This is a genomic window from Arsukibacterium sp. (assembly GCF_033722355.1).
GTDB lineage: Bacteria > Pseudomonadota > Gammaproteobacteria > Enterobacterales > Alteromonadaceae > Alishewanella.
The window spans coordinates 21,515-47,829 of record NZ_JAWVZF010000001.1; the positions used below are offsets into that span (position 1 = coordinate 21,515).

The 26,315-nt window shown below is 50.8% G+C and carries 27 protein-coding genes; 4 read left to right on the plus strand and 23 right to left on the minus strand.

What is annotated here, in order from left to right:
• Positions 1-2: 2 nt before the first annotated feature.
• The 13 genes from R3177_RS00080 to trmJ all read right to left on the minus strand — a co-directional run bounded on the left by R3177_RS00080 (position 3) and on the right by trmJ (position 11,673).
• Positions 3-947: a RodZ domain-containing protein gene (locus R3177_RS00080; protein ID WP_318968998.1), complete on the minus strand. Its 945-nt coding sequence runs from the start codon at positions 945-947 to the stop codon at positions 3-5.
• Positions 944-2,905 (minus strand): type IV pilus biogenesis/stability protein PilW, encoded by a 1,962-nt coding sequence (gene pilW, locus R3177_RS00085; protein WP_318968999.1) that lies wholly within the window; start codon positions 2,903-2,905, stop codon positions 944-946. Before pilW ends, R3177_RS00080 begins: the two co-directional genes overlap by 4 nt.
• Positions 2,906-2,926: 21 nt before the next feature.
• The gene (locus R3177_RS00090; protein ID WP_318969000.1) at positions 2,927-4,054 is read right to left on the minus strand and encodes a bifunctional tRNA (adenosine(37)-C2)-methyltransferase TrmG/ribosomal RNA large subunit methyltransferase RlmN; all 1,128 of its coding nucleotides are present in this window, start codon (positions 4,052-4,054) and stop codon (positions 2,927-2,929) included.
• Positions 4,055-4,180: 126 nt separating this feature from the next.
• The gene (gene ndk / locus R3177_RS00095; protein WP_318969001.1) at positions 4,181-4,612 is read right to left on the minus strand and encodes a nucleoside-diphosphate kinase; all 432 of its coding nucleotides are present in this window, start codon (positions 4,610-4,612) and stop codon (positions 4,181-4,183) included.
• A 90-nt stretch (positions 4,613-4,702) separates the two neighbouring features.
• Entirely contained in the window at positions 4,703-5,041 is a 339-nt protein-coding gene (gene fdx, locus R3177_RS00100) for an ISC system 2Fe-2S type ferredoxin (protein WP_318969002.1), read from the minus strand.
• A gap of 2 nt (positions 5,042-5,043) precedes the next feature.
• A complete protein-coding gene (hscA, locus tag R3177_RS00105; protein ID WP_318969003.1) occupies positions 5,044-6,900 on the minus strand; it encodes a Fe-S protein assembly chaperone HscA in 1,857 nt (618 codons plus the stop codon).
• A gap of 8 nt (positions 6,901-6,908) precedes the next feature.
• Positions 6,909-7,433 (minus strand): co-chaperone HscB, encoded by a 525-nt coding sequence (gene hscB, locus R3177_RS00110; protein WP_318969004.1) that lies wholly within the window; start codon positions 7,431-7,433, stop codon positions 6,909-6,911.
• 30 nt (positions 7,434-7,463) lie between these two features.
• Positions 7,464-7,787 carry an iron-sulfur cluster assembly protein IscA gene (gene iscA / locus R3177_RS00115; protein ID WP_318969005.1) on the minus strand — a complete coding sequence of 108 codons (324 nt, stop codon included), beginning with the start codon at positions 7,785-7,787 and terminating at the stop codon, positions 7,464-7,466.
• A gap of 6 nt (positions 7,788-7,793) precedes the next feature.
• Positions 7,794-8,177: a Fe-S cluster assembly scaffold IscU gene (gene iscU / locus R3177_RS00120; protein WP_318969006.1), complete on the minus strand. Its 384-nt coding sequence runs from the start codon at positions 8,175-8,177 to the stop codon at positions 7,794-7,796.
• A 30-nt stretch (positions 8,178-8,207) separates the two neighbouring features.
• On the minus strand, positions 8,208-9,422 hold the full coding sequence (locus R3177_RS00125) for an IscS subfamily cysteine desulfurase (protein WP_318969007.1): 1,215 nt from the start codon (positions 9,420-9,422) through the stop codon (positions 8,208-8,210).
• Between the two features lie 19 nt (positions 9,423-9,441).
• The gene (gene iscR, locus R3177_RS00130) at positions 9,442-9,924 is read right to left on the minus strand and encodes a Fe-S cluster assembly transcriptional regulator IscR (RefSeq protein ID WP_318965986.1); all 483 of its coding nucleotides are present in this window, start codon (positions 9,922-9,924) and stop codon (positions 9,442-9,444) included.
• Between the two features lie 101 nt (positions 9,925-10,025).
• Positions 10,026-10,835 carry a serine O-acetyltransferase gene (gene cysE, locus R3177_RS00135; RefSeq protein WP_318969038.1) on the minus strand — a complete coding sequence of 270 codons (810 nt, stop codon included), beginning with the start codon at positions 10,833-10,835 and terminating at the stop codon, positions 10,026-10,028.
• A 4-nt stretch (positions 10,836-10,839) separates the two neighbouring features.
• Complete coding sequence (gene trmJ / locus R3177_RS00140) at positions 10,840-11,673, minus strand: tRNA (cytosine(32)/uridine(32)-2'-O)-methyltransferase TrmJ (RefSeq protein ID WP_413229045.1); 834 nt, start codon at positions 11,671-11,673, stop codon at positions 10,840-10,842.
• A gap of 134 nt (positions 11,674-11,807) precedes the next feature.
• Here trmJ and R3177_RS00145 point away from each other — a divergent pair, with 134 nt between their 5' ends.
• From R3177_RS00145 to R3177_RS00160, 4 genes are all read left to right on the plus strand, one after another.
• Positions 11,808-12,632 (plus strand): methyltransferase, encoded by an 825-nt coding sequence (locus tag R3177_RS00145; protein ID WP_318969008.1) that lies wholly within the window; start codon positions 11,808-11,810, stop codon positions 12,630-12,632.
• Positions 12,633-12,645: 13 nt separating this feature from the next.
• Positions 12,646-13,941, plus strand: a complete 1,296-nt coding sequence (purD, locus tag R3177_RS00150; RefSeq protein ID WP_318969009.1) for a phosphoribosylamine--glycine ligase — start codon at positions 12,646-12,648, stop codon at positions 13,939-13,941.
• Between the two features lie 3 nt (positions 13,942-13,944).
• On the plus strand, positions 13,945-15,744 hold the full coding sequence (locus R3177_RS00155) for an ExeM/NucH family extracellular endonuclease (RefSeq protein ID WP_318969010.1): 1,800 nt from the start codon (positions 13,945-13,947) through the stop codon (positions 15,742-15,744).
• 139 nt (positions 15,745-15,883) lie between these two features.
• Positions 15,884-16,780 carry a phosphoribulokinase gene (locus R3177_RS00160; protein ID WP_318969011.1) on the plus strand — a complete coding sequence of 299 codons (897 nt, stop codon included), beginning with the start codon at positions 15,884-15,886 and terminating at the stop codon, positions 16,778-16,780.
• A 56-nt stretch (positions 16,781-16,836) separates the two neighbouring features.
• On the opposite strand, the gene speD is transcribed toward R3177_RS00160, so the two are convergent.
• The 10 genes from speD to rpe form a co-directional block, all read right to left on the minus strand.
• Positions 16,837-17,643 carry an adenosylmethionine decarboxylase gene (gene speD, locus R3177_RS00165; RefSeq protein ID WP_318969040.1) on the minus strand — a complete coding sequence of 269 codons (807 nt, stop codon included), beginning with the start codon at positions 17,641-17,643 and terminating at the stop codon, positions 16,837-16,839.
• Between the two features lie 48 nt (positions 17,644-17,691).
• Complete coding sequence (locus tag R3177_RS00170) at positions 17,692-18,135, minus strand: OsmC family protein (RefSeq protein WP_413229046.1); 444 nt, start codon at positions 18,133-18,135, stop codon at positions 17,692-17,694.
• Positions 18,136-18,204: 69 nt separating this feature from the next.
• Positions 18,205-18,555 (minus strand): DUF3802 family protein, encoded by a 351-nt coding sequence (locus R3177_RS00175; RefSeq protein WP_318969012.1) that lies wholly within the window; start codon positions 18,553-18,555, stop codon positions 18,205-18,207.
• A gap of 106 nt (positions 18,556-18,661) precedes the next feature.
• Positions 18,662-20,131: a succinylglutamate-semialdehyde dehydrogenase gene (gene astD / locus R3177_RS00180; RefSeq protein WP_318969013.1), complete on the minus strand. Its 1,470-nt coding sequence runs from the start codon at positions 20,129-20,131 to the stop codon at positions 18,662-18,664.
• A 13-nt stretch (positions 20,132-20,144) separates the two neighbouring features.
• Positions 20,145-21,164 (minus strand): arginine N-succinyltransferase, encoded by a 1,020-nt coding sequence (gene astA / locus R3177_RS00185; RefSeq protein ID WP_318969014.1) that lies wholly within the window; start codon positions 21,162-21,164, stop codon positions 20,145-20,147.
• A gap of 116 nt (positions 21,165-21,280) precedes the next feature.
• Positions 21,281-22,498 carry an aspartate aminotransferase family protein gene (locus R3177_RS00190; protein ID WP_318969015.1) on the minus strand — a complete coding sequence of 406 codons (1,218 nt, stop codon included), beginning with the start codon at positions 22,496-22,498 and terminating at the stop codon, positions 21,281-21,283.
• 291 nt (positions 22,499-22,789) lie between these two features.
• Positions 22,790-23,905, minus strand: a complete 1,116-nt coding sequence (locus R3177_RS00195) for an HDOD domain-containing protein (RefSeq protein WP_318969016.1) — start codon at positions 23,903-23,905, stop codon at positions 22,790-22,792.
• Entirely contained in the window at positions 23,905-24,516 is a 612-nt protein-coding gene (locus tag R3177_RS00200) for an aminodeoxychorismate/anthranilate synthase component II (RefSeq protein WP_318969017.1), read from the minus strand. Before R3177_RS00200 ends, R3177_RS00195 begins: the two co-directional genes overlap by 1 nt.
• Before the next feature lie 30 nt (positions 24,517-24,546).
• Entirely contained in the window at positions 24,547-25,554 is a 1,008-nt protein-coding gene (trpS, locus tag R3177_RS00205; protein WP_318969018.1) for a tryptophan--tRNA ligase, read from the minus strand.
• Positions 25,555-25,631: 77 nt separating this feature from the next.
• A complete protein-coding gene (gene rpe / locus R3177_RS00210; RefSeq protein WP_318969019.1) occupies positions 25,632-26,306 on the minus strand; it encodes a ribulose-phosphate 3-epimerase in 675 nt (224 codons plus the stop codon).
• Positions 26,307-26,315: the final 9 nt, after the last annotated feature.

Genomic DNA, 26,315 nt, shown 5'->3' on the forward strand with positions numbered 1-26,315 from the left:
GATTAGTCGGGTTCCGCCAGGGTAAATTTCGCCACCCTGCCCGCTGGCAGGGATGACATATCAAAGGGTTGGTTGTTCAGAGTAATGCGCACTACACCGGGGTTACCCAAGGTGACAACAAAGGGCGCCTTGCCGCTTACCGTCATCTGGTAGCCTGGTTCCTTGGTGCCATAAGCAATACGGTTGCCATCGGCATCCAGCACATCTATCCAGCAGCTATCCTGAAAATTCATTGTGATTACATCAGCCTGGGCCGATTCGTCATTTGCCCCTGAACCCGGGCTGGCGGGCTCGGGCTCAGGGGGCATGGCAACAGCATCAGGCAAACTGGCAACGGTACTATCTGACATGCTGAACGGCTCGCTGCCGGCAGGGTTTAACGCTTCTGCCAGTGCCTGACGGTCCGAGCCAGCGTCAATGGCTGTGCTACCGCTGTCTGATGCCATGTTACCGGTAGTGCTGGCGGTGCTGCTGTCAGCTAACTGTTGACTGCCGGTCAGGGTTTGCGTGACCGGTTGTTCTAATCGGCCCTCTGCATCGGGGCTGGCCGTCTGCCATCCCCATAGCACCAGCATCAGCACCAGTAACAGGCCAATGGCATAAGTCAGCCACATAAAGCGGTTTTCAGTTGCTTGCCGGCCGGTGCGGTTTGAAAATGTCCGCATCGGCTTCGCCGGATCAGTACCGCCGCCATGTTGCTGCTCAAACGCCTTAAGCACTTGATTTTCTGGCAATTTGACCAGGCGGGCATAGGCTCGCAGATAACCACGGACAAAGGTGATCAGAATAGAGCTATCAAACTGATCTGCTTCAATTTGCTGGACCAGACTTAACCGCAAATTTAACTGTAATGCGACATCAGCCATACTCAGCTTGCGCTGCTCCCGTGCCTGCCGCAGTAACTGGCCTGCAGTCATCTCTGTTGTTGTCTGCTCAGGTGTACTCATGGTTCAATTCGGGCCGGGTCAATTACAAGCACTTGCTGACCAACCTGTAACTTGCTTTGGTCAGTAAAATTATTCCAGGCCATAAAGCTTTCCAGCCGGATATTATAGCGGTACGAAATGCCAAACATCGTTTCGCCCGCAGCCACCTGATGATAAGGCTCTGACGCATCTACCGGTTCACTGAACTCTGGCAGCCTGGCGACTTTTTGCGGTTGCTGCAGATGCTCCTCTGCAACTTCTGCCAGCCAGATCCGCTGACCGGTTTTAATAACAGACTCGGGGGTTAGTTGATTCCACTCCATCAATCTGGCCAGCCGGATATTATGTGCCACTGAGATGGCATAAAGTGACTCGCCTTCCTGCACAATGTGAAATTCAGCCGGCGGCACGGCATTATCCGATGCATTGTCAGCAACAGTTACCGGGTTGGCAGCGTCTGATTGCTCGTTGCCCTCACGTTGGCTGGTGTTCGTATCGCTTTGGCTGGCGATTTGTTGCGCCATTGTTTCTGGCTCGCTGGGCGGTTCTGATAATACTGTCTCTGCTGGCAGACTAACCGGCGGCGTAGCCGCTAAAATCAGCTGACTGGCAGCTTGCTGCTCAGCCTGTTTTGCTGCAGCTTGCTGCTCTGCCTGCTGGCTGGCAGCAAGCACGTCTGCGGCTTGTTTATCTGCCGCCAGTTGCGCGGCAGCCTGCTGTTCAGCTAACTGTTGTTCAACAGCCCGCTGTTCTGCCAGCTCTTGCTCAGCAGCCTGTTGTTCAGCTAATTGTTTTTCAACAGCGCGTTGCTCAGCAGCCCGTTGTTCTGCCAGCTGTTGGTCGGCAAGTTGTCTGGCAGCCGCTTCATCAGCTTTAAGCTGTTGCTCTGCCGTAACTTGTAACGCAGCTTCGTCAGCTGACGGCTGACTGGTGGCGAGTGCACCGGCAATCGCCTGACTGCTGACTGAACCTGCCACAGTTGCCGCGCGCGTTGCCTGCTGTACCATTTCCGCTGAGGGTTGTGCAATTACTGGCGTATCGTCAGCCGCCTGCTCGGGTGTCTTGCGTCTGACAACTTTTAATCTGGGGTTAGCTACCGGGCCGGTTGCTACTACGTCGGTCAAGGTGCTGTCTGGCAGCACAATATTCGCCATCAGGCTTAATTTGTACTGTTCACGCAGCTGTTCAAATTCGCTTTCCAGCGTACGTTGCTGTAACAGCAGTCGGGCTTCCGGCGTGTCAATATATAATGTCAGCAGCAACTGTTCGGCATGTTTCATTGTGCTGACATCGCCCTGCTTTTCTGCCACCAGATAGTTCAGCAGGGTACTACGGGCAGAAACCCGCCCTAAGCGCTGGATCCGTTGCAACGCTGTTTTGGCGCCGACATTATCGCCCATCGCATAATTTACTGCGGCCAGATTAATCAATGAGCTTATCCGGGTACCATTATGAGACACCGAAGATTCAAGAAAGGTTTTTGCTTTACTAAAGCCCTGCTGATCCAGCTGACATAACGCCAGATTTTCGTAACTTTCCGCTACCCGGATATAACCTGGCCGGGAAATCGCTTTCAGTAACAGCTGTTCTGCTTCATCATATTTTTCTATCTGACACAAAAACGCGCCATAATTATTATAAGCATCGGCATTGTCGCTGTCTTTATTAAGTGCTTGTCGGTAAGCTTCTTCCGCCTGAGCGTGCTCACCAACACTCTGATAATAAAATGCCAGGGCGTTATACACTTCAGGTAAATCAGGTGCAAACGCTTTAGCACGCTCTAAATTGTATTTTGCCTGGGTGGTATCGCCGCGACGTAAATAATTCAGGCCCAGTGAAATTCGGGTACGGGCAGCCTCGCTGTTATCAAGACTTCTCTCGCCAACCTGCCTGTCTGAGCCGACATAACTGCTTTCTGATACGCACGCTGTCAGGGTTAGTGACACACAGAGTGCGAGCCCAACCGAAAATTTCTGCATTACCAATGGTCATCCCTTGGGTTACGGCAGCATTTTAACCAGAATAGGCTGGCCCTTTTGCTGCTTCTTTATCAGTCTCTTGGTTCGATCAATGACATCGCCAACCAGCTGGCCGCACGCTGCATCGATATCATCGCCCCGGGTTTTCCGTACCATAACAGTAAAACCGTGCTGTTGTAACACCTTGTTAAAACGGTCAATCCGCGAATTACTGGACCTTTTATAAGGTGAGCCCGGATACGGATTAAAGGGGATTAGATTAATCTTTGCCGGCGTATCTTGCAATGCCTGCGCTAACTCATGCGCCTGCTCCATGCTGTCGTTGATGCCGTCGAGCATAACATACTCTACTGTGACCTTATCATTGGCTTTAGAGTTCTCAACATAACGACGTGAGGCCGCTAAAAATTGCTCCATCGGATATTTTTTATTCACCGGCACCAGCTCATCCCGCAAAGCATTATTCGGGGCATGCAAGGAGATAGCCAACGCCACATCAATCCGCTCACGCAGTAAATCGAGCGCTGGCACCACACCAGAGGTACTTAAGGTGACCCGGCGTTTCGATAAACCAAAACCATAGTCTTCCAGCATTAACTCCATAGCCGGCACCACGTTATTGAGGTTTAACAGCGGTTCGCCCATGCCCATCATCACGACGTTAGTAACCGGTTTTTCGCCGGTATCACCGTAACTGCCAATGATCTGCGCCACCCGCCAGACCTGGCCGATGATTTCACTGACGCTCAGGTTACGGTTAAAGCCCTGTTGCGCGGTCGAGCAGAAGGTACAGTCCAGCGCGCAGCCAACCTGCGATGAAACACAGAGGGTGCGCCGATCTTTTTCCGGGATCCAGACTGTTTCCACTTCCTGGCCACCGACCAGCCCCATCACAAATTTAATGGTGCCATCACTGCTATCCTGTCGTGTTACCACCTCAGGAGCGGCTATGACTGCCAGGTTTTTCAATTTGTCCCGCAGTGTTTTATTGATATTGGTCATCTTGTCGAAATCATCAACACAGAAGTGGTAAATCCATTTCATTACCTGATCAGCCCGAAATGGCTTTTCGCCCAGGGAGACAAAAAATTCCTGCATTTGAGCACGGGTAAAATCTAACAAATTTACCTTGTTTAACGGCTTGTTCATACCCTGATGACTCCTGCTGACACCTATCAATAACTCACTATTACACTCTGAATCTTCAGCTTACTAAGGCAGAAAAGGGGCTGACGCCCCCTTTCCTTCAGCTAACACAGCAGCGGTTTCCCGGAATTAACGGGTACGGCTGCACAGCTCGTTTTCAGTGAAGAAAAACGCAATTTCACGGGCGGCAGACGCAGCAGCATCAGAACCGTGCACGGCGTTTTCATCAATGCTGTCAGCATAGTCAGCACGTAAAGTACCGGCTAACGCGTCTTTCGGGTTGGTCGCACCCATAATTTCGCGGTTTTTGCGTACAGCATCTTCGCCTTCTAAAACCTGAACCATCACCGGGCCAGAGGTCATAAAGCTGACCAGCGCTTTAAAGAAAGGACGCTCTTTATGCTCGCCATAAAAACCTTCAGCTTGTTCCTGGCTTAAGTGTAGCATTTTAGAAGCGACAATCCGCAGTCCGGCCGATTCGAAACGGTGATAAATAGCGCCGATCAGGTTTTTTGCTACTGCATCGGGTTTAATGATTGAAAAAGTACGTTCTAAGGCCATGTCAGGCTCCTGTTGTAAAGGGTTTAAATTTTAAGGCGGCAAATTATACGCTAATTGCCGGAAAAAACCTACAGTGACTGCATGTCCCGCTTAGTGGCCTTCGCTAACCATATTGACGGTATATTTCGGAATTTCCACTACCAGATCTTCATCGGCGATCCGGGCCTGACAACCCAGCCTTGATTCCGGCTCCAGCCCCCAAGCTTTATCAAGCATATCGTCTTCCAGCTCATCGCTTTCGTTCAGCGAGTAAAACCCTTCCCGGATAATGACGTGACAGGTGGTACAGGCACAGGACTTTTCACAGGCATGCTCAATCGCAATGCCATTTTTTAATGCCACATCCAGCACCGTCTCGCCGCTGTTGGCTTCCAGAGCCGCGCCCTTTGGACATAATTCAGCATGGGGTAAAAATACGATCTTTGGCATGGTTAAACCTCGTCGACTTTGTGGCCCTGCAAGGCCTGCCGGATAGATTTATCCATGCGTCTGGCAGCAAAGTCATCTGTTAAAGTATTGGTATGTTCGATGGCAGCTTTTATGGCTGCGGTATCCTGCTGCTGACGGACTTTCGCCAGATTAGTTAAAGCCGACTTTATTTCAGCCAGCTCCTGCTCATTCAGCAAAACACCATCCTGCGCCAGCGCCGCACTGACGGCTTCCAGCACCCGGTCTGCTTCCACCTGCTGCTCACGCAGCAAACGTTGCTGCATATCCTGGCGGGCATGCTGCATCGAGCCGCTAATCATGGCGGCGACCTGATCATCGGTTAAACCGTAAGAGGGTTTAACCTGAATACCGGCCGCGACACCGGTAGATTTCTCTTCAGCACTGACGCTTAGCAGACCATCGGCATCTACCTGAAATGTCACCTTGATATGGGCGCCGCCGGCAGGCATTGGCGGGATGCCACGTAATTCAAAACGCGCCAGCGAGCGGCAATCTTCTACCAGTTCACGTTCACCCTGTAATACGTGAATAGCCATTGCTGTCTGACCATCTTTAAAGGTAGTGAATTCCTGAGCCCGGGCAACCGGAATGACGGTATTTCGCGGAATCACTTTTTCAGTCAGGCCACCCATGGTTTCCAGACCCAGTGATAGCGGAATCACATCCAGCAGCAGGGTTTCGTGTTCTGCTTTGTTACCGACCAGCACGTTAGCCTGAATCGCAGCGCCCAGCGCGACGACTTTGTCAGGGTCGATTGAGGTCAACGGTTCGGTGGCAAAAAACTCTCCTACTAAACGCCGAACCAGCGGCACCCGGGTTGAGCCGCCAACCATCACTACTTTAGTGATATCTTCTGCTGTTAAATTGGCATCACGTAGCACCTGACGGCAGCTGCGGATGGTTTTTTTTACCAGTGTACGGCTTAGCTGTTCAAATTCAGTGCGACTAAAACTGCCATTCAGATCCTGACCGTCAGCACTGAAGCGGTAGTCGGCAGTCTCGTTATCCGTTAATTGTTCTTTTAACTTGCGGGCAGCAGTTAAATACTGACGACGACCACTATGGCTTAGCTGCTGCTGGCCAGTTTGCTGCTGCAACCAGCTGACGATAACCTGATCGAAGTCATCACCACCCAGTGCTGAGTCACCACCGGTCGCCAGTACTTCAAATACACCGCGCTTTAAGCGCAAAATTGAAATATCAAAAGTCCCGCCGCCCAAATCGTAAACGGCAATCACGCCTTCCTGACCCGAATCAAGACCGTAGGCTAATGCGGCCGCAGTTGGTTCGTTCAGCAAACGCAACACATTAAGGCCAGCCAGCTTGGCCGCGTCTTTGGTTGCCTGGCGCTGGGCATCATCGAAATAGGCCGGTACCGTAATAACAACACCGTTAAGCTCACCACCCAGTACCTGACTTGCTGTATCGGCAAGGGTAGCCAGTATTTCTGCGGAAACCTCAACCGGGTTTTTGACGCCTTCACGGGTTGCCACGGCTGCCAGGCCGCCCTGATCCACCAACTGATAAGGCAACAGCTCTGCCAGCGGCTGAGTTTCTGCATAACCCTTACCCATCAGGCGTTTAATTGAAAAAATGGTATTGCTGGCATCGGCCGCTGCTGCTTGCACCGCATCGCGGCCCACGTCGGTTTTATCCGGGCCATACCGGACAACCGACGGTATCATATCGTTGCCGGCAGCATTGCGCAGCGTATCTGCCTGACCGCTGCGAACCGCAGCGACCAGAGAATTGGTTGTACCTAAATCGATACCTGCTGCCAGTTTATGTTGATGAGGCGCAGCACTCTGGCCGGGCTCTGCAATCTGTAATAACGCCATAGCTTTATTTAATCTTGTAATTGCTGTTCAATTAACTCCAGCTCATGCTGCAGTTTAAAGAAAAATTTGAGTTTACGCACCAGTTCTGCTGCCTGCTGGTTCTGTTCATTGGTATTGGCGTCCAGTGCCGCAGCCAGTTGTTTTAACAGTACTTTACGCTGTTGCTGCAATTGCTGCTCTACCGCCATAATGGCATCATCCGGATCATCACTGTGGCTGATTTCTTCCAGCTGCTCGCGCAGCTCCATCTGCTGCATTAAAAACGCTGGATCAGTAAAGCTGCGCTGTTCCTGGCTGATTTTAAGCCCCCGCAACGCGAGCAGATGCTCGGCCCGCAGCAACGGTTGTTTCAGACTGTGATAGGCATCGTTAATATTGGCGGTTTGCTGCACTGACATCAGCCGGTCACGGTTAGAGGCAGCCGCATAGTTATCGGGATGAAATTTGCGCTGCAGTGCCAGATAACGTGATCCCAATTCAGTTAAGTCCAGCTCAAAAGTTGCCGGTAAATCAAACAACTGAAAATAATTCATCTAATATCGGCCTTACAGCAGTCGAAAAAATTAAACGGTAAAGCTCTCGCCGCAGCCACATTCGCCGTTAACGTTAGGGTTTTTAAACTGAAAACCTTCGTTCAGGCCTTCTTTAACAAAATCCAGCTGAGTGCCATCGATATACACCAGGCTTTTGCCATCGACAATCAGCTTCAGACCATGCTCTTCGAATACCTGATCATCTTCATTCAGCTCATCGACAAACTCCAGCACATAGGCCAGGCCGGAACAGCCGGTAGTTTTAACACCCACCCTCAGGCCCAGGCCTTTTCCGCGATTTTGCAGAAAGTTACGCACTCTTTCAGCTGCCGCTGTGGTCATCGATATTGCCATACCGCGTTAACCCCCGTGCTTTTGCTTGTAATCTGCGATGGCGGCTTTAATTGCGTCTTCCGCCAGAATAGAGCAGTGAATCTTAACCGGCGGCAGTGCCAGCTCGTGGGCGATATCGGTGTTTTTGATTTGCTGGGCTTCATCCAGGCTCTTACCTTTCACCCATTCGGTCACCAGCGAGCTGGAGGCGATAGCACTGCCACAGCCATAGGTTTTGAATTTGGCATCTTCAATAATGCCCTGCTCATTGACCTTGATTTGCAGTTTCATCACGTCACCACAGGCAGGCGCACCCACCATACCGGTTGCAATGCTGGGGTCATCTTTGGCAAAAGATCCCACATTACGTGGGTTCTCATAATGATCGATTACTTTATTGCTGTAAGCCATGATCTGTTACCTCGTTAGGCCGGACGGCGCTTAATGCGCAACCCATGCCACTGTGTTTAAATCAATACCGTCTTTGAACATATCCCATAACGGCGACATTTCCCTTAGTTTGTCAATCGCCTGATGAACAATCTTAATCGTGTGATCAATTTGCTCTTCAGTGGTAAAGCGACCGATGCTGAACCGGATGGAACTGTGGGCCAGTTCATCATTCAGGCCCAGCGCCCGTAAGACATAAGATGGCTCCAGGCTCGCCGACGTACAGGCTGATCCCGATGATACGGCCACATCTTTCAGCGCCATAATCAGCGATTCGCCTTCAACAAAATTAAAACTGATATTGGTGATATGGGGCACACGTGGTGCATCGCCACCATTTAAATATACCTGTTCAATATCTTTAATGCCGTTCCATAAGCGGTCGCGTAATGCGGTAATCCGCTCGCGCTCAGCGGCCATTTCTTCTTTAGCCAGCCGGAATGCCTCGCCCATTGCCGCAATCTGATGTGGCGCCAGGGTACCTGACCGCATACCGCGCTCATGGCCACCGCCGTGGGTCTGAGCCTCTAAGCGAATGCGTGGTTTACGACGCACATACAGGGCACCGATGCCTTTCGGACCATAGGTTTTGTGACCGGAAAAAGACATCAGGTCCACTTTCAGATTCTGTAAGTCAATCTCTACTTTACCGGTGGCCTGGGCCGCATCAACATGAAATACAATCCCTTTACTGCGGCATAACTCACCAATGGCTGCGATGTCCTGAATAACACCAATCTCGTTATTAACAAACATGATACTTACCACACTGGTCTCAGGTCGCATCGCAGCTTCCAGCTTGGCAAGGTCAACCAGACCATTACTTTCCACATCCAGATAGGTTACCTCAAACCCCTCACGCTCAAGCTGGCGCATGGTATCGAGTACGGCTTTATGTTCAGTTTTGGCAGTAATTAAATGTTTACCCTTCTTCTTGTAGAACTGGGCAGCCCCTTTAATCGCCAGGTTATTTGATTCAGTTGCCCCGGAGGTGAACACAATTTCCCGAGGATCAGCGTTAACCAATTCGGCTATCTGACTGCGGGCAATTTCCACTGACTCTTCTGCCTGCCAGCCAAAACGATGTGAACGGGACGCCGGGTTACCAAACTCGCCGTCCATCGTCAGATATTGGATCATTTTTTCGGCCACACGCGGGTCAACCGGAGTGGTCGCCGCATAATCCAGATAAATAGGTAGCTTCATTGTTGGCTCCGTAATGCGTTTACAACTGGCAGCTGACTTTAATGTCAGTTGCAGGATTCTTAACATTGCGACTGTTCTGCCGCTGTGCAATATTCTGCACGTCTTGCTGGCTGACCAGTGCCGCCAGGCTGATGTTGGTTAAAAAGTCTTCTATCCGGTCACTTAAATCGTGCCACAGCGTATGGGTAAGACATTTAGCGCCGCTCTGGCAATCTGATTTGCCCTGACAGCGAGTGGCATCTACCGACTCATCAACCGCGGCAATTACCGCTGAAATAGAAATGGCTTCCGGTGCCAGACCAAGCTGGTAACCGCCGCCCGGGCCCCGCACGCTGCTGACTAAACCTTGTTTACGCAAACGGGCGAATAATTGTTCAAGATAAGATAGCGAAATACCCTGCCGCTCAGAAATATCGGCCAGCGGCACCGGCCCCTGCCCGGCGTGCAGCGCCACATCAAGCATGGCAGTAACGGCATAGCGACCTTTCGAGGTTAATCTCATAACAGGCTCCCTGACTTCATGCTGGCTATTGTACAATCCTGACTATTTTAGTCAAGTATATATCCCAGCAGCACAGTCAGGTATTAGCTATCCTCAGCACTTCAGATCCCAGGATCAAATGCCTCTACTTCTTTTCGCCGTTGTTCAGCAGCTTGCTGTTCGGCTCGTTTAAAGTCTTCCTCAGGTAAACTAAGCTCAGGCATTTCAGCACAAACATTACCGCCAAGACTATTCACACTGCTGCATAACTCGGCTACTTTATTATCCAGCAGATGAATATGATCCAGCAAGGTGCCAATCGCACTGGCGACCGGATCGGGGTTATCTGCTGACACGGCATAAGCATCGAAACCAAACTTCTTCGCCAGATGCTGACGCTGCTCACTGACTTGCGCCGCCACCTTAGCAACAACGCGGCCCGGAATACCCACTACAGTGGCAGCGGCGGGCACATCACGAACCACCACAGCATTAGAGCCGATGCGGGCATTTTCCCCCACATACAGCGGGCCCAGCACTTTGGCACCGGCACCAATCACCACTCCATTAGCCAGAGTAGGATGGCGTTTGCCAGGATTCCAGCTGGTACCGCCCAGCGTTACCCCATGATACAAGGTGCAGTCGTCACCAATCTCAGCCGTCTCGCCAATCACCACACCCATGCCGTGATCGATAAAAAAGCGGCGACCGATTTTCGCACCGGGATGAATTTCCACTCCGGTCAGCCAGCGGGCGATGGTACTTAGAAACCGTGCCAGCCATTTAAGATTAGCCCGCCACAGCTTATGGTTAAGCCGGTGCCACCAGATGGCATGCAAGCCCGGATAATTAGTCAGCACTTCAAAGCTACTGCGAGCCGCCGGGTCGCGGTCAAAAACGCTTTTTATGTCTTCTCTGATACCGGCAAACATCGCTTTACTCCTTGTGAGTATTGCCATCGACTTTTTCAAGCCGTTGCATTGAGCTTAAAATACCGCGCAAAATGTTATATTCAGCTTCTTCCGGGCGCGCCCGGTTAAACAAACGTTTTAATTTTGCCATGACCACACCGGGATGCTGCTTAATAATAAAACCGGTGTGTTGCAAAGCAACTTCAAGATGCTGATAAAAATTTTCCATCTGGATTGAAGTCGGATAGTTCACCGCCTCAGATTCTGCAACAACCGGTTCGCCAGTCAGATACGCCATCCGTACCTCATAACAGAGTATCTGCACGGCCATTGCCAGATTAAGCGAACTGTATTCAGGGTTAGCGGCAATACAGACATGGTAATTGCAAAGCTGCAGCTCATCGTTAGTCAGGCCACTCGACTCACGCCCGAAGACAATAGCCACTGGCTTGTCACTCTGAGCTATTGCCAGCGTTGCGCATTGCCGCGGATCGAGCATTGGCCAGCTGAGCGTGCGGGAGCGGGCACTGCTGCCGACCACCAGAGCGCAATCGGCTACTGCATCAGCCAGCGTGTCAAACGTTGTCGCCGCTGCCAGAATTTCACTGGCCCCCGCTGCCAGCGCATAAGCCTGACCATCCGGCGCGGTCTTTGGCGCCACCAGATACAGTCTGGAAAGGCCCATGGTCTTCATTGCTCTGGCTACCGAGCCAATATTACCGGTATGGGTGGTCCCCACCAAAACCACTCTGATGTTGTCCAAAGCCGACGGCATGTTGTTTGCCAAAGTGTTGCCTTCTTTGCGGTCCATAGGAATAGCCCGATAATGCTTACTGAAAAAAGGCAGGCATTCTAGCACAGGCCCCGCCAATTGTTGATTGAAATTTAGCAGTCTGGCCATCTAAATACGCTTACTGCCAGCTGTCGATAAACACTGCAATTCAGCGGTGGCTTTGCTAAACTAGCGCCACTTTTATTAAAGAGAGTCTGAAGATGAAAACACTTAGTAAAGTTATAACGTTATCAGCAATACTCTTGTCGTTGCCACTGCTGGCAGACAGCACCGCCGACGCCGTTAAGCAAGCGACTGACCATCATGTGCGCAGTGAGCAGAACAAAAGCCGGGATATCTACCGTAATCCGGTGCAAACACTGCAGTTTTTTGAAGTGACGCCAACCAGCACCGTGGTGGAAATATCACCAGGTGGTGGCTGGTATACAGAAATTCTGGCGCCGTTATTAGCAGCCCATGGTACCTATTACGCCGCCCACTTCCCGGCTGACAGCAGTTCAGATTACTTTAAAAGAAACCTGGCTGCGTTTAAAGAAAAGCTGGCATCAGACCCGATATATAACCGGGTGATCCTGACGGAATTTGCTCCGGGCAACAGTGATGCGATTGCGCCGGCCGGCAGCGCTGATGTTGTACTGACCTTTCGTAACCTGCATAACTGGTATGGTCAGGGTGGAGATGAGGCTATGGTAGCGATATTTAAAGATTTTTATAAAGCACTGAAACCCGGTGGTGTGCTTGGCGTGGTAGAGCATCGGCTGCCTGTCGCCCAGGCTGATGGTGACTGGACGAAAACCGGTTACTTTCCGGAAGAACTGACAATTCGCCTGGCAGAACAGGCGGGCTTTGAACTGGAAGCAAGCAGTGATATCAATGCTAACCCTAAAGATACTGCTGTTCATCCACGGGGTGTCTGGACTTTGCCACCGGTATTAGCGCTGGGCGAGCAAGACAAAGCCAGCTATCTGGCGATTGGTGAAAGCGATCGTATGACCTTAAAATTTCGTAAACCTGTAGCACAATAAAACGGAAAACCCGATGAAAGTACTGGTAATCGGCGGCGGTGGCCGCGAACATGCGCTGGCCTGGAAGGCAGCGCAATCTCCTTTAGTCAGTCAGGTTTATGTGGCGCCGGGCAATGCCGGTACCGCGCTTGAAGCTAACCTGCAAAATGTGGCCATTGCCGCAGATGATGTACCAGCACTGCTGGCTTTTGCCACCGATAACGACGTAGCGCTGACCATAGTAGGTCCGGAAGCGCCGCTGGCTCTGGGCGTGGTTGATAAATTTCGCCAACAGGGGCTGGCTATCTTTGGCCCGACCCAGGCAGCTGCGCAGTTAGAGAGCTCAAAAGCCTTTGCCAAAGACTTTTTGGCGCGTCATCACATTCCAACTGCTGCTTACCAGAACTTTACCGATATAGACGCCGCCAAAGCCTTTGTTAAACAGCTGGGCACCCCTATTGTTATAAAGGCCGACGGCCTGGCAGCAGGTAAAGGCGTTATTATCGCCAACACCGAAGCTGAAGCCTTTGCTGCGATTGACGATATGCTGGCAGGTAATAAGTTTGGTGATGCCGGTAGCCGGGTCGTTATTGAAGAATTTCTGCACGGTGAGGAAGCGTCTTTTATCGTGATGGTCGATGGCGAACATGCATTGGCTTTTGCGTCATCTCAGGATCATAAAGCCCGTGATGATGGCGATAAGGGGCCCAATACCGGCGGTATGGGGGCTTATTCGCCAGCACCGGTTGTGACACCTGCAGTGCATGACTGGGTAATGGAACAGGTCATTTATCCTACTGTGCGCGGTATGGCAGCAGAGGGTAACGTCTTCACCGGTTTCTTGTATGCCGGCCTGATGATTGCACCCGATGGCTCGGCTAAAGTACTGGAGTTTAACTGTCGCTTTGGTGATCCGGAAACCCAGCCGATTATGCTCAGATTGAAATCCGATCTGGTGGCACTTTGCCAGGCTGCGGTTGACGGTAAGTTAGATCAGGTAAGCATAGACTTTACTGAGCAGGCTGCGGTAGGCGTGGTACTTGCTGCCGGTGGCTACCCTGAGGGATACGCCAAGGGCCTTCCGATTTCAGGCCTGGATGATATAGACAGCACTGATGGCAAAGTGTTTCATGCCGGTACCGAGCTAAAAGACGATAACGTATTAACAAATGGCGGACGGGTACTTTGTGCCACGGCACTAGGCACTAATGTCAGTGCCGCACGCCAGGCAGCATATAAACTCGCGTCCCAGATTAACTGGGACGATATGTTTTACCGACGTGATATTGGCCATCGCGCGGTTGCCCGTGAACAAGGTCAAACAGGCTGAATTATGCGTGCATTATTACTTATCCCCGTTATACCGGCTCTGCTGAGCCTTGCTGCATGCAGTAAACCGGAGCAGCAACTTAGCTGCGACAGTCCTTATCAGGCCGTGGTCGCTATCTCGGCCATCCAAGGCCAGGCAGACCAAAGTCCGTTACTGGGCAAGCAGGTCATTACCCAGGGGGTTGTAATAAGCGACGTATACCCTGACTCACCGCTGCCCGGGTTGATGCTGCAGAGTTTAGCAGAAGATGATAAGCCGCTGACCTCAGAAGGGTTATTTGTGCAGCTTACTGAAACCAGCAGCTATCAGCAGGGCGATGTGCTGCTGTTGCAAGGCACAGTCGCTGAAATTAACGATCTGACCTCGCTGGTTGATATCAGCCAGCTAACCCGTTGCGGAACAGATACTCAAGTTAAGCCCACGGCGGTAACATTGCCACTGAGTCCTGAGCAAAGTTTCGAAGCACTGGAAGGAATGTGGTTGAGCTTTAATCAGGATCTGATTGTGAACGACAGCTACCAGCTGGGCCGGTACGGGGAGCTCATCCTGGCTGATCAACGCTTGTTTGTTCCCACTCAAGTCAGACAACCTGGGGCGGATGCCCGGCAATATGAACAACAGCAGTTACAGCAGATGCTGGTGCTGGACGACGGACGCTGGCAGGAGAATCCGGATCCGGTGCCTTTCCCGCCATCAGGTTTGACCGCAGATAACAGCTTGCGATTAGGGGATACCGTTCGCGGCCTGAGCGGCGTGCTGTTTCAGGATGAACGCGGTTACCGGATTTTACCCAGCCAGTCCCCTGAATTTATTCAAACTAATCCCCGACCTGCCGCGCCTGTTGCCAAACAACCGGATGAGCTGCGCATCGCCGTATTTAATGTGCTGAACTTTTTTACCGGCCATGGCCAGGCGGAGCCGTTCCCAACCCGCCGCGGTGCCCGCAGTGCAGCCGAATTAGCCCGTCAGCAAGCGAAACTGGTTAGTGCCCTGGCGGCAATGGATGCAGATATTATTGGTTTACTTGAGCTTGAAAATAACGGCTACGGCAGTGGCAGTGCCATTGCTACGCTGGTAACGGCGTTAAATGAGGTGGTGAGTTCTCCCTACGCTATGGTGGAAACCTCCGAGACGCCGGGCAGTGATGCCATTAAAGTCGGTTTAATTTACCGCCCCGCCACTGTCAGCCAGGCTGGCATTGCTGCTACGCAAACCGCAGAACCTTTTACAAGACTCAATCGGGCCCCGGTCGCCCAGACATTTCAGCACCTGACCAGTGGCAACAATGTTACCGTGGCTGTTAACCACTTTAAGTCAAAAGGCAGCTGTCCACGTGATGATCACCCACAGTTCCAACTCCAGCGTGATCAGAACGATGGCCAGGCGTGCTGGAATGCCGCGAGGGTGGAGGCCAGTCAGGCGTTATCAGCGTGGTTAGCGACGACGCCCACCGGGGTGATGACGCCTTACCAGCTGATCGTCGGCGATTTAAATGCCTACCGGATGGAAGACCCGGTGCGGGCGCTGGAGCAGGCCGGCTGGCAGTATTTACACGACGAGCAGCACTCTGGCCTTTCTTATGCATTCAGAGGCCGCAGCGGAGCGCTGGACCATGCCCTGGCAACGAAGCAGCTGGCAGATAACCTGAGCTCGCTGCAACACTGGTCTATTAATGCCGATGAACCGGTGCTGCTTGATTACAGCAGCCGCTATAAATCGCCAGCCGCCCAGCAGCGGCTGTACGGGCCAACCCCTTACCGCTCGTCAGATCACGACCCGGTCATTGCCACCTTCAGTTTCTGAGCTGTAACTAAAGCCAGCGGTCAGCCATACTGTGCTGACCGCCAGCTGATGTTAACCAGACATCACTGCGTCAGATAAAAGTTGCAGCCGGTAGCAGTGTTGCTTTATGGTATCTGCAACTCTGTTAATGGCGCCGCTTATGTCTCATAAAAATCCAATTATTGCGATCACCGGTTCGTCAGGCGCCGGTACCACCACCACTACCATCGCATTCCAGCATATATTCCGCACCCTGGGTATTGACGCCGCCTTCGTCGAAGGAGATTGTTTTCACCGCTTCAGCCGGCCAGAAATGGATTTAGCGGTACGCAAGGCTAAAGAAGCCGGCCGCTATATCAGCTATTTTGGTGCCGAAGCCAACGATTTCGGGGCGTTGGAGAGCTTTTTTTCCAGCTACGCAGAAACCGGTACCGGCCGGATCCGGCATTATCTGCATACGTTTGATGAAGCCGTACCTTACAACCAGCTACCGGGTACTTTTACGCCGTGGCAGGATTTACGGGCTAATACTGATTTGTTGTTTTATGAAGGCTTGCATGGCGGGGCGGTTACCGAGCAGCATAATGTGGCGCAACATGTCGATTTGCTGATTGGCATGGTACCTATTGTTAACCTGGAGTGGATCCAGAAAATTATCCGGGATACTTCCGAGCGGGGCCACAGTCGGGAAGCAGTTCAGGCCAGCATTGTGCGTAGCATGGATGATTACATCAATCATATTACGCCGCAGTTTTCCCGCACCCATATCAATTTCCAGCGGGTGCCTACAGTAGATACCTCTAACCCCTTCAGTGCTAAAGACATTCCGTCACTGGATGAAAGCTTTGTGGTCATCCGCTTTCGGGGCATAAAGCATGTTGATTTTCCGTATTACCTGCGGATGATTCATGGCTCTTTTATGTCCCGGGTTAATACCCTGGTGGTGCCGGGAGGCAAAATGGGCCTGGCGATGGAGCTGATTTTAACGCCGTTGATTGAAGCGATAATGCAAAAGCGGCGCCATGCTCGTGGTCAGGCAGACTGGCTGGGTAAGTAACCCCCCTCGGCACTGGCCAACGGCCGGTGCCGCTGAGGTTGTTAGTAAGTTTGGGCTTATTTCATCTCGGGTAAGTTACGGCCGTAGAAAATTTCCCGGATTTCTTTAAACACCTTTTTACTGATCACTTTCTGCTCGTCAGCAGTCATGCTGTCAGTACCCATCCCGAACAGGTAGTTATTCAGATCGGCTTCTTTTAACATCATTTTGGTATGAAACAGATTTTCCTGATAAACATTGACATCTATCATCTGAAAAGCCTGCTTGGTGTCACTGTCCATAAAATTCTGAATCGATGTGATCGGATGGTCGATATAATGCTTGGTGCCGCTGATATCACGGGTAAAACCACGTACCCGGTAGTCAATAGTTACCACATCTGACTCAAAGCTATGGATCAGAAAGTTCAGCGCCTTCAGTGGTGAAATAATGCCACAGGTAGACACCTCGATGTCTGCTCTGAAAGTACAGATCCCATCGTGCGGATGCACTTCGGGGTAGGTATGCACACAGATGTGGCTTTTGTCGAGGTGGGCCACCACTGTCTCCGGCAACGGACCCGGATTTTCAGAATTGTCCGGATCAACCAGTACCGGCTCTTCACTGACCAGAATCGTCACGCTGGCTCCCTGAGGGTCATAATCCTGCCGGGCAATATTCAGGACATTGGCACCAATAATATCGACAACTTCTGTCAGAATATCAGTTAACCTATCAGCATTATATTGCTCGTCAATGTACTCAATATATTCCTGCCGGTGCTGCTCAGTTTTAGCGTAACAAATATCATATAAACTAAAGCTTAAGCTTTTTGTCAGGTTGTTAAACCCATGCAGCTTCAGTTTTTCAAAAGGCTTTACCAATTTCTGCAATCTCCACTACAGCGTTCGCTGTATTGTTCAGCTGGGCAATTACGCAGACGCAGTGGTCTGGTTTGCATTGTTAATACTATAGGAATGGCTTACAGCAACACTGCCGGCCAGCATAATGGACACCGAGCAATATTTATCTGCTGATAAATTGACCGCCCGCGCCACTTGTTTATCGTTAAGATCATGCCCGGATACCACAAAGTGCAGGTGAATTTTTGTAAATACCCTGGGAATGCTATCTGCCCGCTCTGCAGTCAGTTCCACTTCACAACCCAGCACCTGCTGGCGGGCTTTTTGTAAAATACTGACAACATCGACTGAGGAGCAGGCACCGGCTGACATCAGCACCATTTCCATCGGACTTGGCGCTGAACTGTCGTTACTGTCAGCGTCAAACACCACCGAATGACCAGTGGCAGAGCGACCGATAAATCTCAGGTTATCTACCCAACTGACTTTGGCTTGCATATGTAATTCCGACATGAAAATTCAGGGTGGATATTCTACGGAAATATGGGGCGGGTAGCCAGCATTAATCCGGCTGAAACAAGGCTAATCGATCAATCTGGCGATAGCAGTATCAAACAGGTTTTTGATTAACAATGCAATTTCATTGATAAGTTCTGCCTGTTCAACAGTGGCTTTTTTTTCCAGTACGCTGCTTAGCACTTCCTGAAAATCGTACATAATGCCATCAACTTCCCGGATGATCATGCTGCGATGATTAACTTCCAGCTCTGTGTGCTGAGTGCAAAGAATGATAATCTGCTCAGCGATGCGTTCTTCCAGTATCACGCCGACAGTCTTACCCGAAGCCAGGGTTGTCCCCTCTTCGGTAAATAATGAGAGATGTTCAGTTAAAAACTGAATCAGATGCTCGTAGCCGGGTTGATCAGTCACCATTTGGAAGGTACCTGCATTATCGGGTGTTAAAAACCAATACAATACCTCAATTTAAACAAAATGTCGGTAAGAAAACAAATCGGGGCCGCAGCCCCGATTTAACAGACTAAAATGTCAGGCCTGGCGATAACTGCTCAGGCATTGTTACCTGATCCAGTTCTACCGACGCCACAGGGTAGGCACAGTAATCAGCGGCATAATAAGCGCTGGCGCGGTGGTTACCACTGCCACCGATGCCGCCAAACGGCGCCGCTGAGCTGGCACCGGTTATTGGCCGGTTCCAGTTAACAATACCGGCACGGATCCGCCGGTAAAAATGCTGATACAATTCCTGACTGTCGCTAAGTAAGCCAGCTGATAAACCAAAACTGGTGTTATTAGCGGCATCGATAGCTGCATCGAAATCATTGAAACGGAATACTTTTAATAATGGCCCGAAGTGCTCTTCATCAGGAAAGTTTTTAACATTACTGCATTCAATAATACCTGGTGATACCAGGGCTGTATCGTTTTTCAGGTGTTGCAGTTCAACTAATACGTCACCGCCAAGCTCAATCAGCTGCTGCTGGGCAGCACGCATACCTTTGGCGGCAGCGACAGAAATCATGGCACCAATGAAAGGTTGCGGGTCGGCATCATAAAGGCCGGTTTTAATGTTGCGGGTCACTTCAATTAAGCGGCTGAGAATAGCATCGCCCTGCGCATTTGCCGGTAAAAACAGCTTGCGGGCACAGGTACAGCGCTGACCTGCTGAAATAAAAGCCGATTGAACAATATCATGCACCACGGCATCAATATTACTGACATCCTGCACAATAAGTGGGTTATTACCGCCCATTTCCAGCGCCAGGATTTTTTCTGGCCGGCCGGCAAATTGCTGATGTAAATAGTGACCGGTACGGGAGCTGCCGGTGAAAAACAAGCCATCAATGCCATCATGGCTGGCAATCGCTTTGCCGGTATCCACTTCACCCTGCAATAAGTTCAGTACCCCTGCCGGCAGACCAGCCTTTTCCCATAACTTTACGGTATGTTCGGCAACCATCGGCGTTAATTCAGAAGGCTTAAATACCACAGTGTTTCCGGCTAATAACGCAGGCACTATGTGGCCGTTAGGTAAATGTCCCGGGAAATTATAAGGGCCAAATACTGCCACTACGCCATGGGGTTTATGCCTGACAAACGCGCGGCCCTGTGGCATTGGGTTTTCTTTGGTGCCGGTGCGTTCTTCATAAGCCCGCACCGAAATATCGACCTTACCAATCATGGCGGCCACTTCAGTGCGACTTTCCCACAGGGCTTTACCGGTATCCCGGGCAATACAAAGTGCCAGGGCTTCTTTATTTGCCGCTAATTGCTCAGCAAACCGTTTTACCACCTCAACCCTGCTGTCGAAACTCAGATCGCCCCAGCTGTACTGGGCTGCACGCGCAGCACTGATCGCTGCATCTACCTGCTCGGGACTGGCAGCTTCACCCTGCCAAACCTGCTGGTTTTTAGCCGGGTCAAGTGATGTAAACGATTTACCCTCTCCCGCCAGCCAATGGCCATTAATAAATTGCACTGCGTGGCTCATGTATTACCCCTGCTTAAATTCTGGTTAATCTGACCTGATCGCCGGCTTTTACTCCCAAAGCATCGGCGCAGGCCTGTGGCAGAACCACCTGGTCGCTTTGTTCTGTAACAGTTAGCGGTAGCCAGGTAGCACGAAAATTTTCGATAATTGTATTGCAGATTAAATAAGGCTGACTATCTGGCCCCGGGCTGCCAATCTGCACCTGCAGCTTGCGACTATACCGAATTGAGCGGATATGCTCTACCCTGGCCTCTACGGTAGGCCCGGCATCGAAAATATCAACATAGCCCCGGTTAGAAAACCCCTCTGTCTGCAACAGCGCCAGCGCCGGCCGGGTTTTATCGTGCACTTTACCGATGACCTGTTGCGCTTCTTTACTTAACAGACTGACATAGATTGGATACTTGGGCATCAGCTCAGCAATAAAAACTTTCTGGCCTATACCTGTCAGGTAGTCAGCGGTTGGAAAATCGACAGAGAAGAAATGTTCCTGCAACCAGCGCCAGAACGGTGAATGGCCATTCTGGTCCGACACCCCCCGCATCTCGGCAATTACCCGATCAGCGAAGCGCTCAGCAAATTCCGCCATAAACAGAAAACGGGCCTTGGACAGCAGGCGGCCATTGTTTTTCTCGCGCCGGTTTTCCCGCAGAAATAACGTACACAGCTCACTGACGCCGGTGTAATCATTGCACAGAGTCAGAATATCTACTGTTTTATATACGCCAAGCGAACGTGAGCTATGCACAACTTTACCCAGATGATAATGATAAAAAGCATCATCCAGTCCCACGGCAGCTTCCAGCGCACTGGTACCGCAGACTTCGCCATTGCTGGTGTCTTCCAGGACAAATAAATACCCTTCATCTCCGGGACAGTTGACCGTTTTCTGTAACGACTGCTCAGAACGATTGATTTTGCGCATCAGCAGCTCATCATTTACCGGCAGTGAGGTAAACCCATGCCCCGATTCGACTGCCATCTGATAGAGCGCCGGGTAATCATCCGCTCGGATTGGGCGAATCACCATCATCGTCGCTTACTCCATTTTTGCTTTATAACCTGCAGGACCCGCTAAGCTGCCCCGCGCTGCTTCATTGTGCGATCTTTATGCCGCTTCATTTTTTCTGGTGTGACAGGTTTAAACCTTCACGCCTCAACTACGTGTTTTACCGCGGCAGCAAAGCGCTGCATACCTTCACGGATATCCTGCTCGGTAATAACCAAAGAAGGAGCAAAACGAATGACGTCGGGCCCGGCAACCAGCGCCATTAAGCCGTGATCTGCCGCGGCCAGAAAGAAATCGCGGGCACGGCCACGGTATTTTTCATTAAGTACTGCCCCCAAAAGCATACCTTTGCCCCGAACTTCAGAAAACACCTGATACTGGCTGTTAAGCTGCTGCAGACATTCGCGGAATAGCTGCTCATTACGCAGCACATTCTGCATAATTTCCGGTTGATTAATGGTATCAATAACGGCTTCAGCCACGGCACAAGCCAGGGGATTCCCTCCATAGGTACTGCCATGAGTGCCAACTTTTAAGTGACTGGCAATATCATTAGTAGTCAACATGGCACCGATGGGAAAGCCACCGCCTAATGATTTGGCTGTCGTTAAAATATCCGGGGTAACACCATAATTCATATAGGCATAGAATTTACCGGTGCGGCCCACTCCGGTTTGTACTTCATCAAATACCAGTAGGGCATTGTGCTGGTCACATAAATCCCGCAGCCCCTGTAGGAAAACAGGATCAGCCGGAATAATGCCACCCTCACCCTGAATGGGTTCAACGACAATCGCACAGGTGTTATCTGAAATAAGCGCTTTAACACTGTCCAGATTATTAAATTCTGCGTGGGCTACGGCGCCAGGTTTCGGACCAAAACCGTCAGAATAGGAAGGTTGCCCCCCGACAGTGACGGTAAAAAAAGTACGACCATGAAAACTTTTGCCAAAGGAAATAATCTGTTGTTTCTGTTCACCGAATTTATCCAGTGCCCAGCGCCGCGCCAGTTTAAAGGCCGCTTCATTGGCTTCTGCCCCTGAGTTTGCAAAATACACCTTGTCTGCAAAGGTCGCATCAACCAGCTTTTTAGCCAGGCGCAACGCCGGCTCATTTGTCAGCACGTTGCTCAAATGCCACAACCTGTCAGCTTGTTGTTTCAGAGCGGTAATCAGTGCCGGGTGGCAATGTCCCAGGCTGCTTACCGCTATACCCCCGGCAAAATCGATATACTCGCGTTCATTCTGATCCCAGACCCGCGACCCCTGACCACGGACCGGTATAACACTGGCCGGGGCATAATTTGGCACCATCACTTCATCAAATAAGGCTCGGTTTACTGCAAAGTTTGTCGTCATGTTCCTTCCTCTTTCTTGAGCGGGGTCGGTCTGCAGCTCAGAATTATGCTGCTACTGCCGGTTATTATCGCAGCATTATTGCAGGTTTCGGGGCTGTTGTCTCGTTGGCAAAAATGGCTAAAGCCAGAAAAATCAAGGGTTACAGATAGATTTGCAGCTGAACTGAATAACTAAGCATCTCCCGGGTTTACCGCTTAGAACAAACCGCTTGCCAAGGTAAAGGTGCTGCTGGCGATACAGCCAGCTCTCGCCACTGTTCAGTGGTTTGCATGAATATGGCTAAAAAAAATGTTATAAATCGATATTCAGCCGTTTCAGATTGGTCTTAGCCAATGCATTTAACTGTTCTTCTGTCAGATTGACGGCCGCAAACCACTTTTCTCCGTCCTGTACACTGGCTTTACCCGCCGCGTTTAAATGCTGCCACTGCACATAGACCTGCGCCTGTTGCACCAGTCGCCCCAGCGGACTGATACCGGTAAAGCCTATGCCCTCTGCCAGCTGGTCCAGCGTCTGACAAAGTGGTAAGTATTGTAATGACCAGCGGGAGCATATATCAGCACTTAAGATCTCAGCAAACTCCAGTAAGCTGTCACTTAAAAAACTGGCATCCGGCTCCAGGCCATCCAGCGCATCTGTCAGTTCACTGTTGCGCTCATCCCGGGCTTTGAGCAGCTCTTCCTGCTTAATTTGCTGATAGGTACGCAGATAATTACGGGTCACCACGATATGCCCCAGCGGATGAAACAAACCAATACAAAATGCCGCATATGGCAATTCTGCACTGTCTTCAGCTAAGCGGCGTGCCGCGATAGCACAGGCCAGTGTATAATCCCATAAGCGGGTTTTAAAACCGACAAAAGGATCGGTAGCATGGGGTAAGCACCGACGCATTCCGTATACCGGTATGATCAGTTGCAGGCTTTCCACACCAAGAAATCGTAGGGCAGTTTTGACATCCTTGATAAGTGAACCCGAGGCGGTACGATTACGGTATTGTGGCTGATTGACCAGCTTCAGTAAGTCTTCTTTTAGCCAGTCAACCTGACTGATTAACGGGTCCAGCTGGTTCGTGGTCACGGCTTTATAAGCCAGGGTGTCCAGCACCTGATGGTAATGCTCGCCTAAATCAAATATTGAGGCACTCACCAGCGAAATATTCCCCAGCCGCTGAAACAGCTGGTCGGCGACCTGATCATGCATATGCGCCTGAGCAAACTCGATAAACTGCTGGCGTGCCTGCTGACCAGCCAGTCTTTGCTGCATCGCTTGCGCATCAACTGCTAATAATTTGCGGGTGGTTGGCAAGCCTGTTTTCACCTGATACTGTAACCGGCTGGCTGCCGGATTGACACCGATAAAATCATCCCAGAAAAGTTGGTGTAAGGGGGTTTCCAGATCGCTCATTACTCGTTAACCGCATGTTGTTCAGACCCGACAGCGGGGACTTGCAGAAAATTATTCAGCATCGCTTTACCCGCCTCACTTAAAATAGCTTCCGGATGAAATTGTACGCCATGGATGGCCATATGCTGGTGCATCAGCCCCATTATTTCATCAGGCTGTTGTGCTTTGCCGGTCCAGGCTGTGATTGTCAGCCCGGCCGGCAGGCTGGCAGACTCAACCAGCAACGAATGATAACGGGTTACCGCCAGCGGGCTGGGCAGGCCGTAAAATAGTGACTGGTTCTGATGATAAATTTCAGAGTTTTTACCATGCATAACCTTAGCGGCCCGGCAGACCTTACCCCCAAATACCTGCGCTATCGCCTGGTGGCCAAGGCAAACACCTAATAAAGGTATTTTCCCGGCAAAATGCTCGATTGCGGCCAGACTTACCCCTGCCTGATCAGGCGTGCCGGGCCCGGGAGATATCACCAGGTAATCCGGCGCTAATGCCGCCATTTGCGCGACATTAATCTCATCGTTGCGTTTTACCACAACCTGCTGGCCTAGCTCAGCAAAGTACTGCACCAGATTCCAGGTAAAAGAGTCATAATTGTCGATCATCAACAGCATGGCTGACTCCACCACAATGGTGGTATTAGCTTATTGAGGAACAACGAAACCTACCGCATCATTAACTTTAGCCAGTGTTGCTGCAGCGCGGCTCCGGGCTTTTTCAGCACCGGAGCGCATGACATTGTGCAGTAACGGTAAGTCGGCCCGCAATTCACCGAAGGATTTTTGGACCGGTTCCAGCAAGGCAATCACTGCATCAGCCACATCACCTTTCAGATGGCCATACATTTTACCTTCATACTCGGCTTCCAGTGTCTGAACAGATTTTCCAGTCACACCGCTCAGAATACTCAGCAGGTTTGCTACCCCGGGTTTGGCGTCGATGTCAAATCTGACCCGTGGCGGGTCTTCAGAGTCCGTCATGGCTTTTTTGAATTTTTTGCTGATCATTTTTGGATCTTCCAGCAAACCGACGAAATTCCATGGATTCTCATCTGATTTTGACATTTTTTTCAGCGGATCCTGCAAACTCATCACCCTGGCAGCAACCGGCGGGATATAGGGCTCTGGCACAGTAAAGATATCACCATGGCTCGCATTAAAACGCATAGCAACATCGCGGGCTAACTCTAAATGCTGTTTCTGATCATGCCCTACCGGGATTTGATTGGCCTGATACAGCAAAATATCAGCAGCCATCAGTACCGGATAAGTAAATAATCCGGCATTGACGTTATTATTATGGCGCTCAGATTTATCTTTGAACTGAGTCATCCGGCTAAGTTCACCAAACTGGGTATAGCAGTTAAGTACCCAGGCTAACTGACTATGCTCAGGCACATGTGATTGCATGAATACCGCTGAGCGTTTTGGATCAATACCACAAGCCAGATATAAAGCCAGACTGTCCAGTGAGGCACTGCGGAGTGCTACCGGGTCCTGGCGCACCGTTATGGCATGCAAATCTACAATACAATACAGACAGTCATAGTCATCCTGCATCTGGTCCCATTGCCGCAGTGCGCCCAGATAGTTACCAATGGTGAGTTGACCTGACGGCTGGGCACCACTTAATACAATTGGTTTGCTACTCATGATGGGTTTACTGTCCTCGGTTAAAACTGATAAAAAGAGCGGCATTATAGCCGCATGCGGCCGGTGACCGCAGTAAATTATTTACTTACATTCGCCAACTGCTGACGCATGTGGTGTATTGTCTGCTGATAATCGTCACTGTTAAAAATCGCCGAACCGGCAACAAACATATCGGCACCCGCGGCGGCTATGTCAGCAATATTATCGGCGGTGACACCGCCATCAACTTCCAGTCTGATAGGCAAGCCGCTGCTATCAATAATCTTTCGCACCTGCGCCAGTTTATCCAGAGTCGCAGGAATAAATTTCTGGCCACCAAAGCCAGGGTTTACTGACATCAGCAGAATAACATCCAGTTTATCGAGAATGTAATCCAGATAACTTAAAGGCGTTGCCGGATTGAAAACCAAACCAGCCTGACAGCCATGGCTTTTAATCAGTTGTATCGTGCGGTCAATATGGCGCGATGCCTCAGGATGAAAAGAAATGATACTGGCACCGGCCTCGGCAAACTGGGGGATCAGACTGTCAACCGGCTCAACCATCAGGTGGACATCTATTGGCGCCGTGATGCCATAATTTCGTAACGCTTTGCATACCATAGGGCCGATTGTCAGATTAGGAACATAATGATTATCCATCACATCAAAATGGACAACATCGGCCCCGGCAGCTAATACCTTGTCAACGTCGCTGCCGAGCCTGGCAAAATCTGCTGATAAAATTGAAGGGGCAATTAAATATGGCAACATAACGGGACT

What these genes read in the sequence shown, in the direction of transcription:
- hscB (WP_318969004.1), bottom strand. Translation starts at nt 7,433, where the DNA reads ATGAATTATTTTCAGTTGTTTGATTTACCGGCAACTTTTGAGCTGGAC.
- ndk (WP_318969001.1), bottom strand. Translation starts at nt 4,612, where the DNA reads ATGGCCTTAGAACGTACTTTTTCAATCATTAAACCCGATGCAGTAGCA.
- R3177_RS00080 (WP_318968998.1), bottom strand. Translation starts at nt 947, where the DNA reads ATGAGTACACCTGAGCAGACAACAACAGAGATGACTGCAGGCCAGTTA.
- pilW (WP_318968999.1), bottom strand. Translation starts at nt 2,905, where the DNA reads ATGCAGAAATTTTCGGTTGGGCTCGCACTCTGTGTGTCACTAACCCTG.
- R3177_RS00200 (WP_318969017.1), bottom strand. Translation starts at nt 24,516, where the DNA reads ATGCTGTTGATGATCGACAATTATGACTCTTTTACCTGGAATCTGGTG.
- trpS (WP_318969018.1), bottom strand. Translation starts at nt 25,554, where the DNA reads ATGAGTAGCAAACCAATTGTATTAAGTGGTGCCCAGCCGTCAGGTCAA.
- rpe (WP_318969019.1), bottom strand. Translation starts at nt 26,306, where the DNA reads ATGTTGCCATATTTAATTGCCCCTTCAATTTTATCAGCAGATTTTGCC.
- iscU (WP_318969006.1), bottom strand. Translation starts at nt 8,177, where the DNA reads ATGGCTTACAGCAATAAAGTAATCGATCATTATGAGAACCCACGTAAT.
- R3177_RS00145 (WP_318969008.1), top strand. Translation starts at nt 11,808, where the DNA reads ATGAAAACACTTAGTAAAGTTATAACGTTATCAGCAATACTCTTGTCG.
- astA (WP_318969014.1), bottom strand. Translation starts at nt 21,164, where the DNA reads ATGATGGTGATTCGCCCAATCCGAGCGGATGATTACCCGGCGCTCTAT.
- R3177_RS00170 (WP_413229046.1), bottom strand. Translation starts at nt 18,135, where the DNA reads ATGTCGGAATTACATATGCAAGCCAAAGTCAGTTGGGTAGATAACCTG.
- cysE (WP_318969038.1), bottom strand. Translation starts at nt 10,835, where the DNA reads ATGTTTGCCGGTATCAGAGAAGACATAAAAAGCGTTTTTGACCGCGAC.
- purD (WP_318969009.1), top strand. Translation starts at nt 12,646, where the DNA reads ATGAAAGTACTGGTAATCGGCGGCGGTGGCCGCGAACATGCGCTGGCC.
- R3177_RS00155 (WP_318969010.1), top strand. Translation starts at nt 13,945, where the DNA reads ATGCGTGCATTATTACTTATCCCCGTTATACCGGCTCTGCTGAGCCTT.
- R3177_RS00125 (WP_318969007.1), bottom strand. Translation starts at nt 9,422, where the DNA reads ATGAAGCTACCTATTTATCTGGATTATGCGGCGACCACTCCGGTTGAC.
- astD (WP_318969013.1), bottom strand. Translation starts at nt 20,131, where the DNA reads ATGAGCCACGCAGTGCAATTTATTAATGGCCATTGGCTGGCGGGAGAG.
- R3177_RS00160 (WP_318969011.1), top strand. Translation starts at nt 15,884, where the DNA reads ATGTCTCATAAAAATCCAATTATTGCGATCACCGGTTCGTCAGGCGCC.
- iscA (WP_318969005.1), bottom strand. Translation starts at nt 7,787, where the DNA reads ATGGCAATATCGATGACCACAGCGGCAGCTGAAAGAGTGCGTAACTTT.
- R3177_RS00195 (WP_318969016.1), bottom strand. Translation starts at nt 23,905, where the DNA reads ATGAGCGATCTGGAAACCCCCTTACACCAACTTTTCTGGGATGATTTT.
- R3177_RS00175 (WP_318969012.1), bottom strand. Translation starts at nt 18,555, where the DNA reads ATGGTGACTGATCAACCCGGCTACGAGCATCTGATTCAGTTTTTAACT.
- R3177_RS00090 (WP_318969000.1), bottom strand. Translation starts at nt 4,054, where the DNA reads ATGAACAAGCCGTTAAACAAGGTAAATTTGTTAGATTTTACCCGTGCT.
- fdx (WP_318969002.1), bottom strand. Translation starts at nt 5,041, where the DNA reads ATGCCAAAGATCGTATTTTTACCCCATGCTGAATTATGTCCAAAGGGC.
- R3177_RS00190 (WP_318969015.1), bottom strand. Translation starts at nt 22,498, where the DNA reads ATGACGACAAACTTTGCAGTAAACCGAGCCTTATTTGATGAAGTGATG.
- iscR (WP_318965986.1), bottom strand. Translation starts at nt 9,924, where the DNA reads ATGAGATTAACCTCGAAAGGTCGCTATGCCGTTACTGCCATGCTTGAT.
- hscA (WP_318969003.1), bottom strand. Translation starts at nt 6,900, where the DNA reads ATGGCGTTATTACAGATTGCAGAGCCCGGCCAGAGTGCTGCGCCTCAT.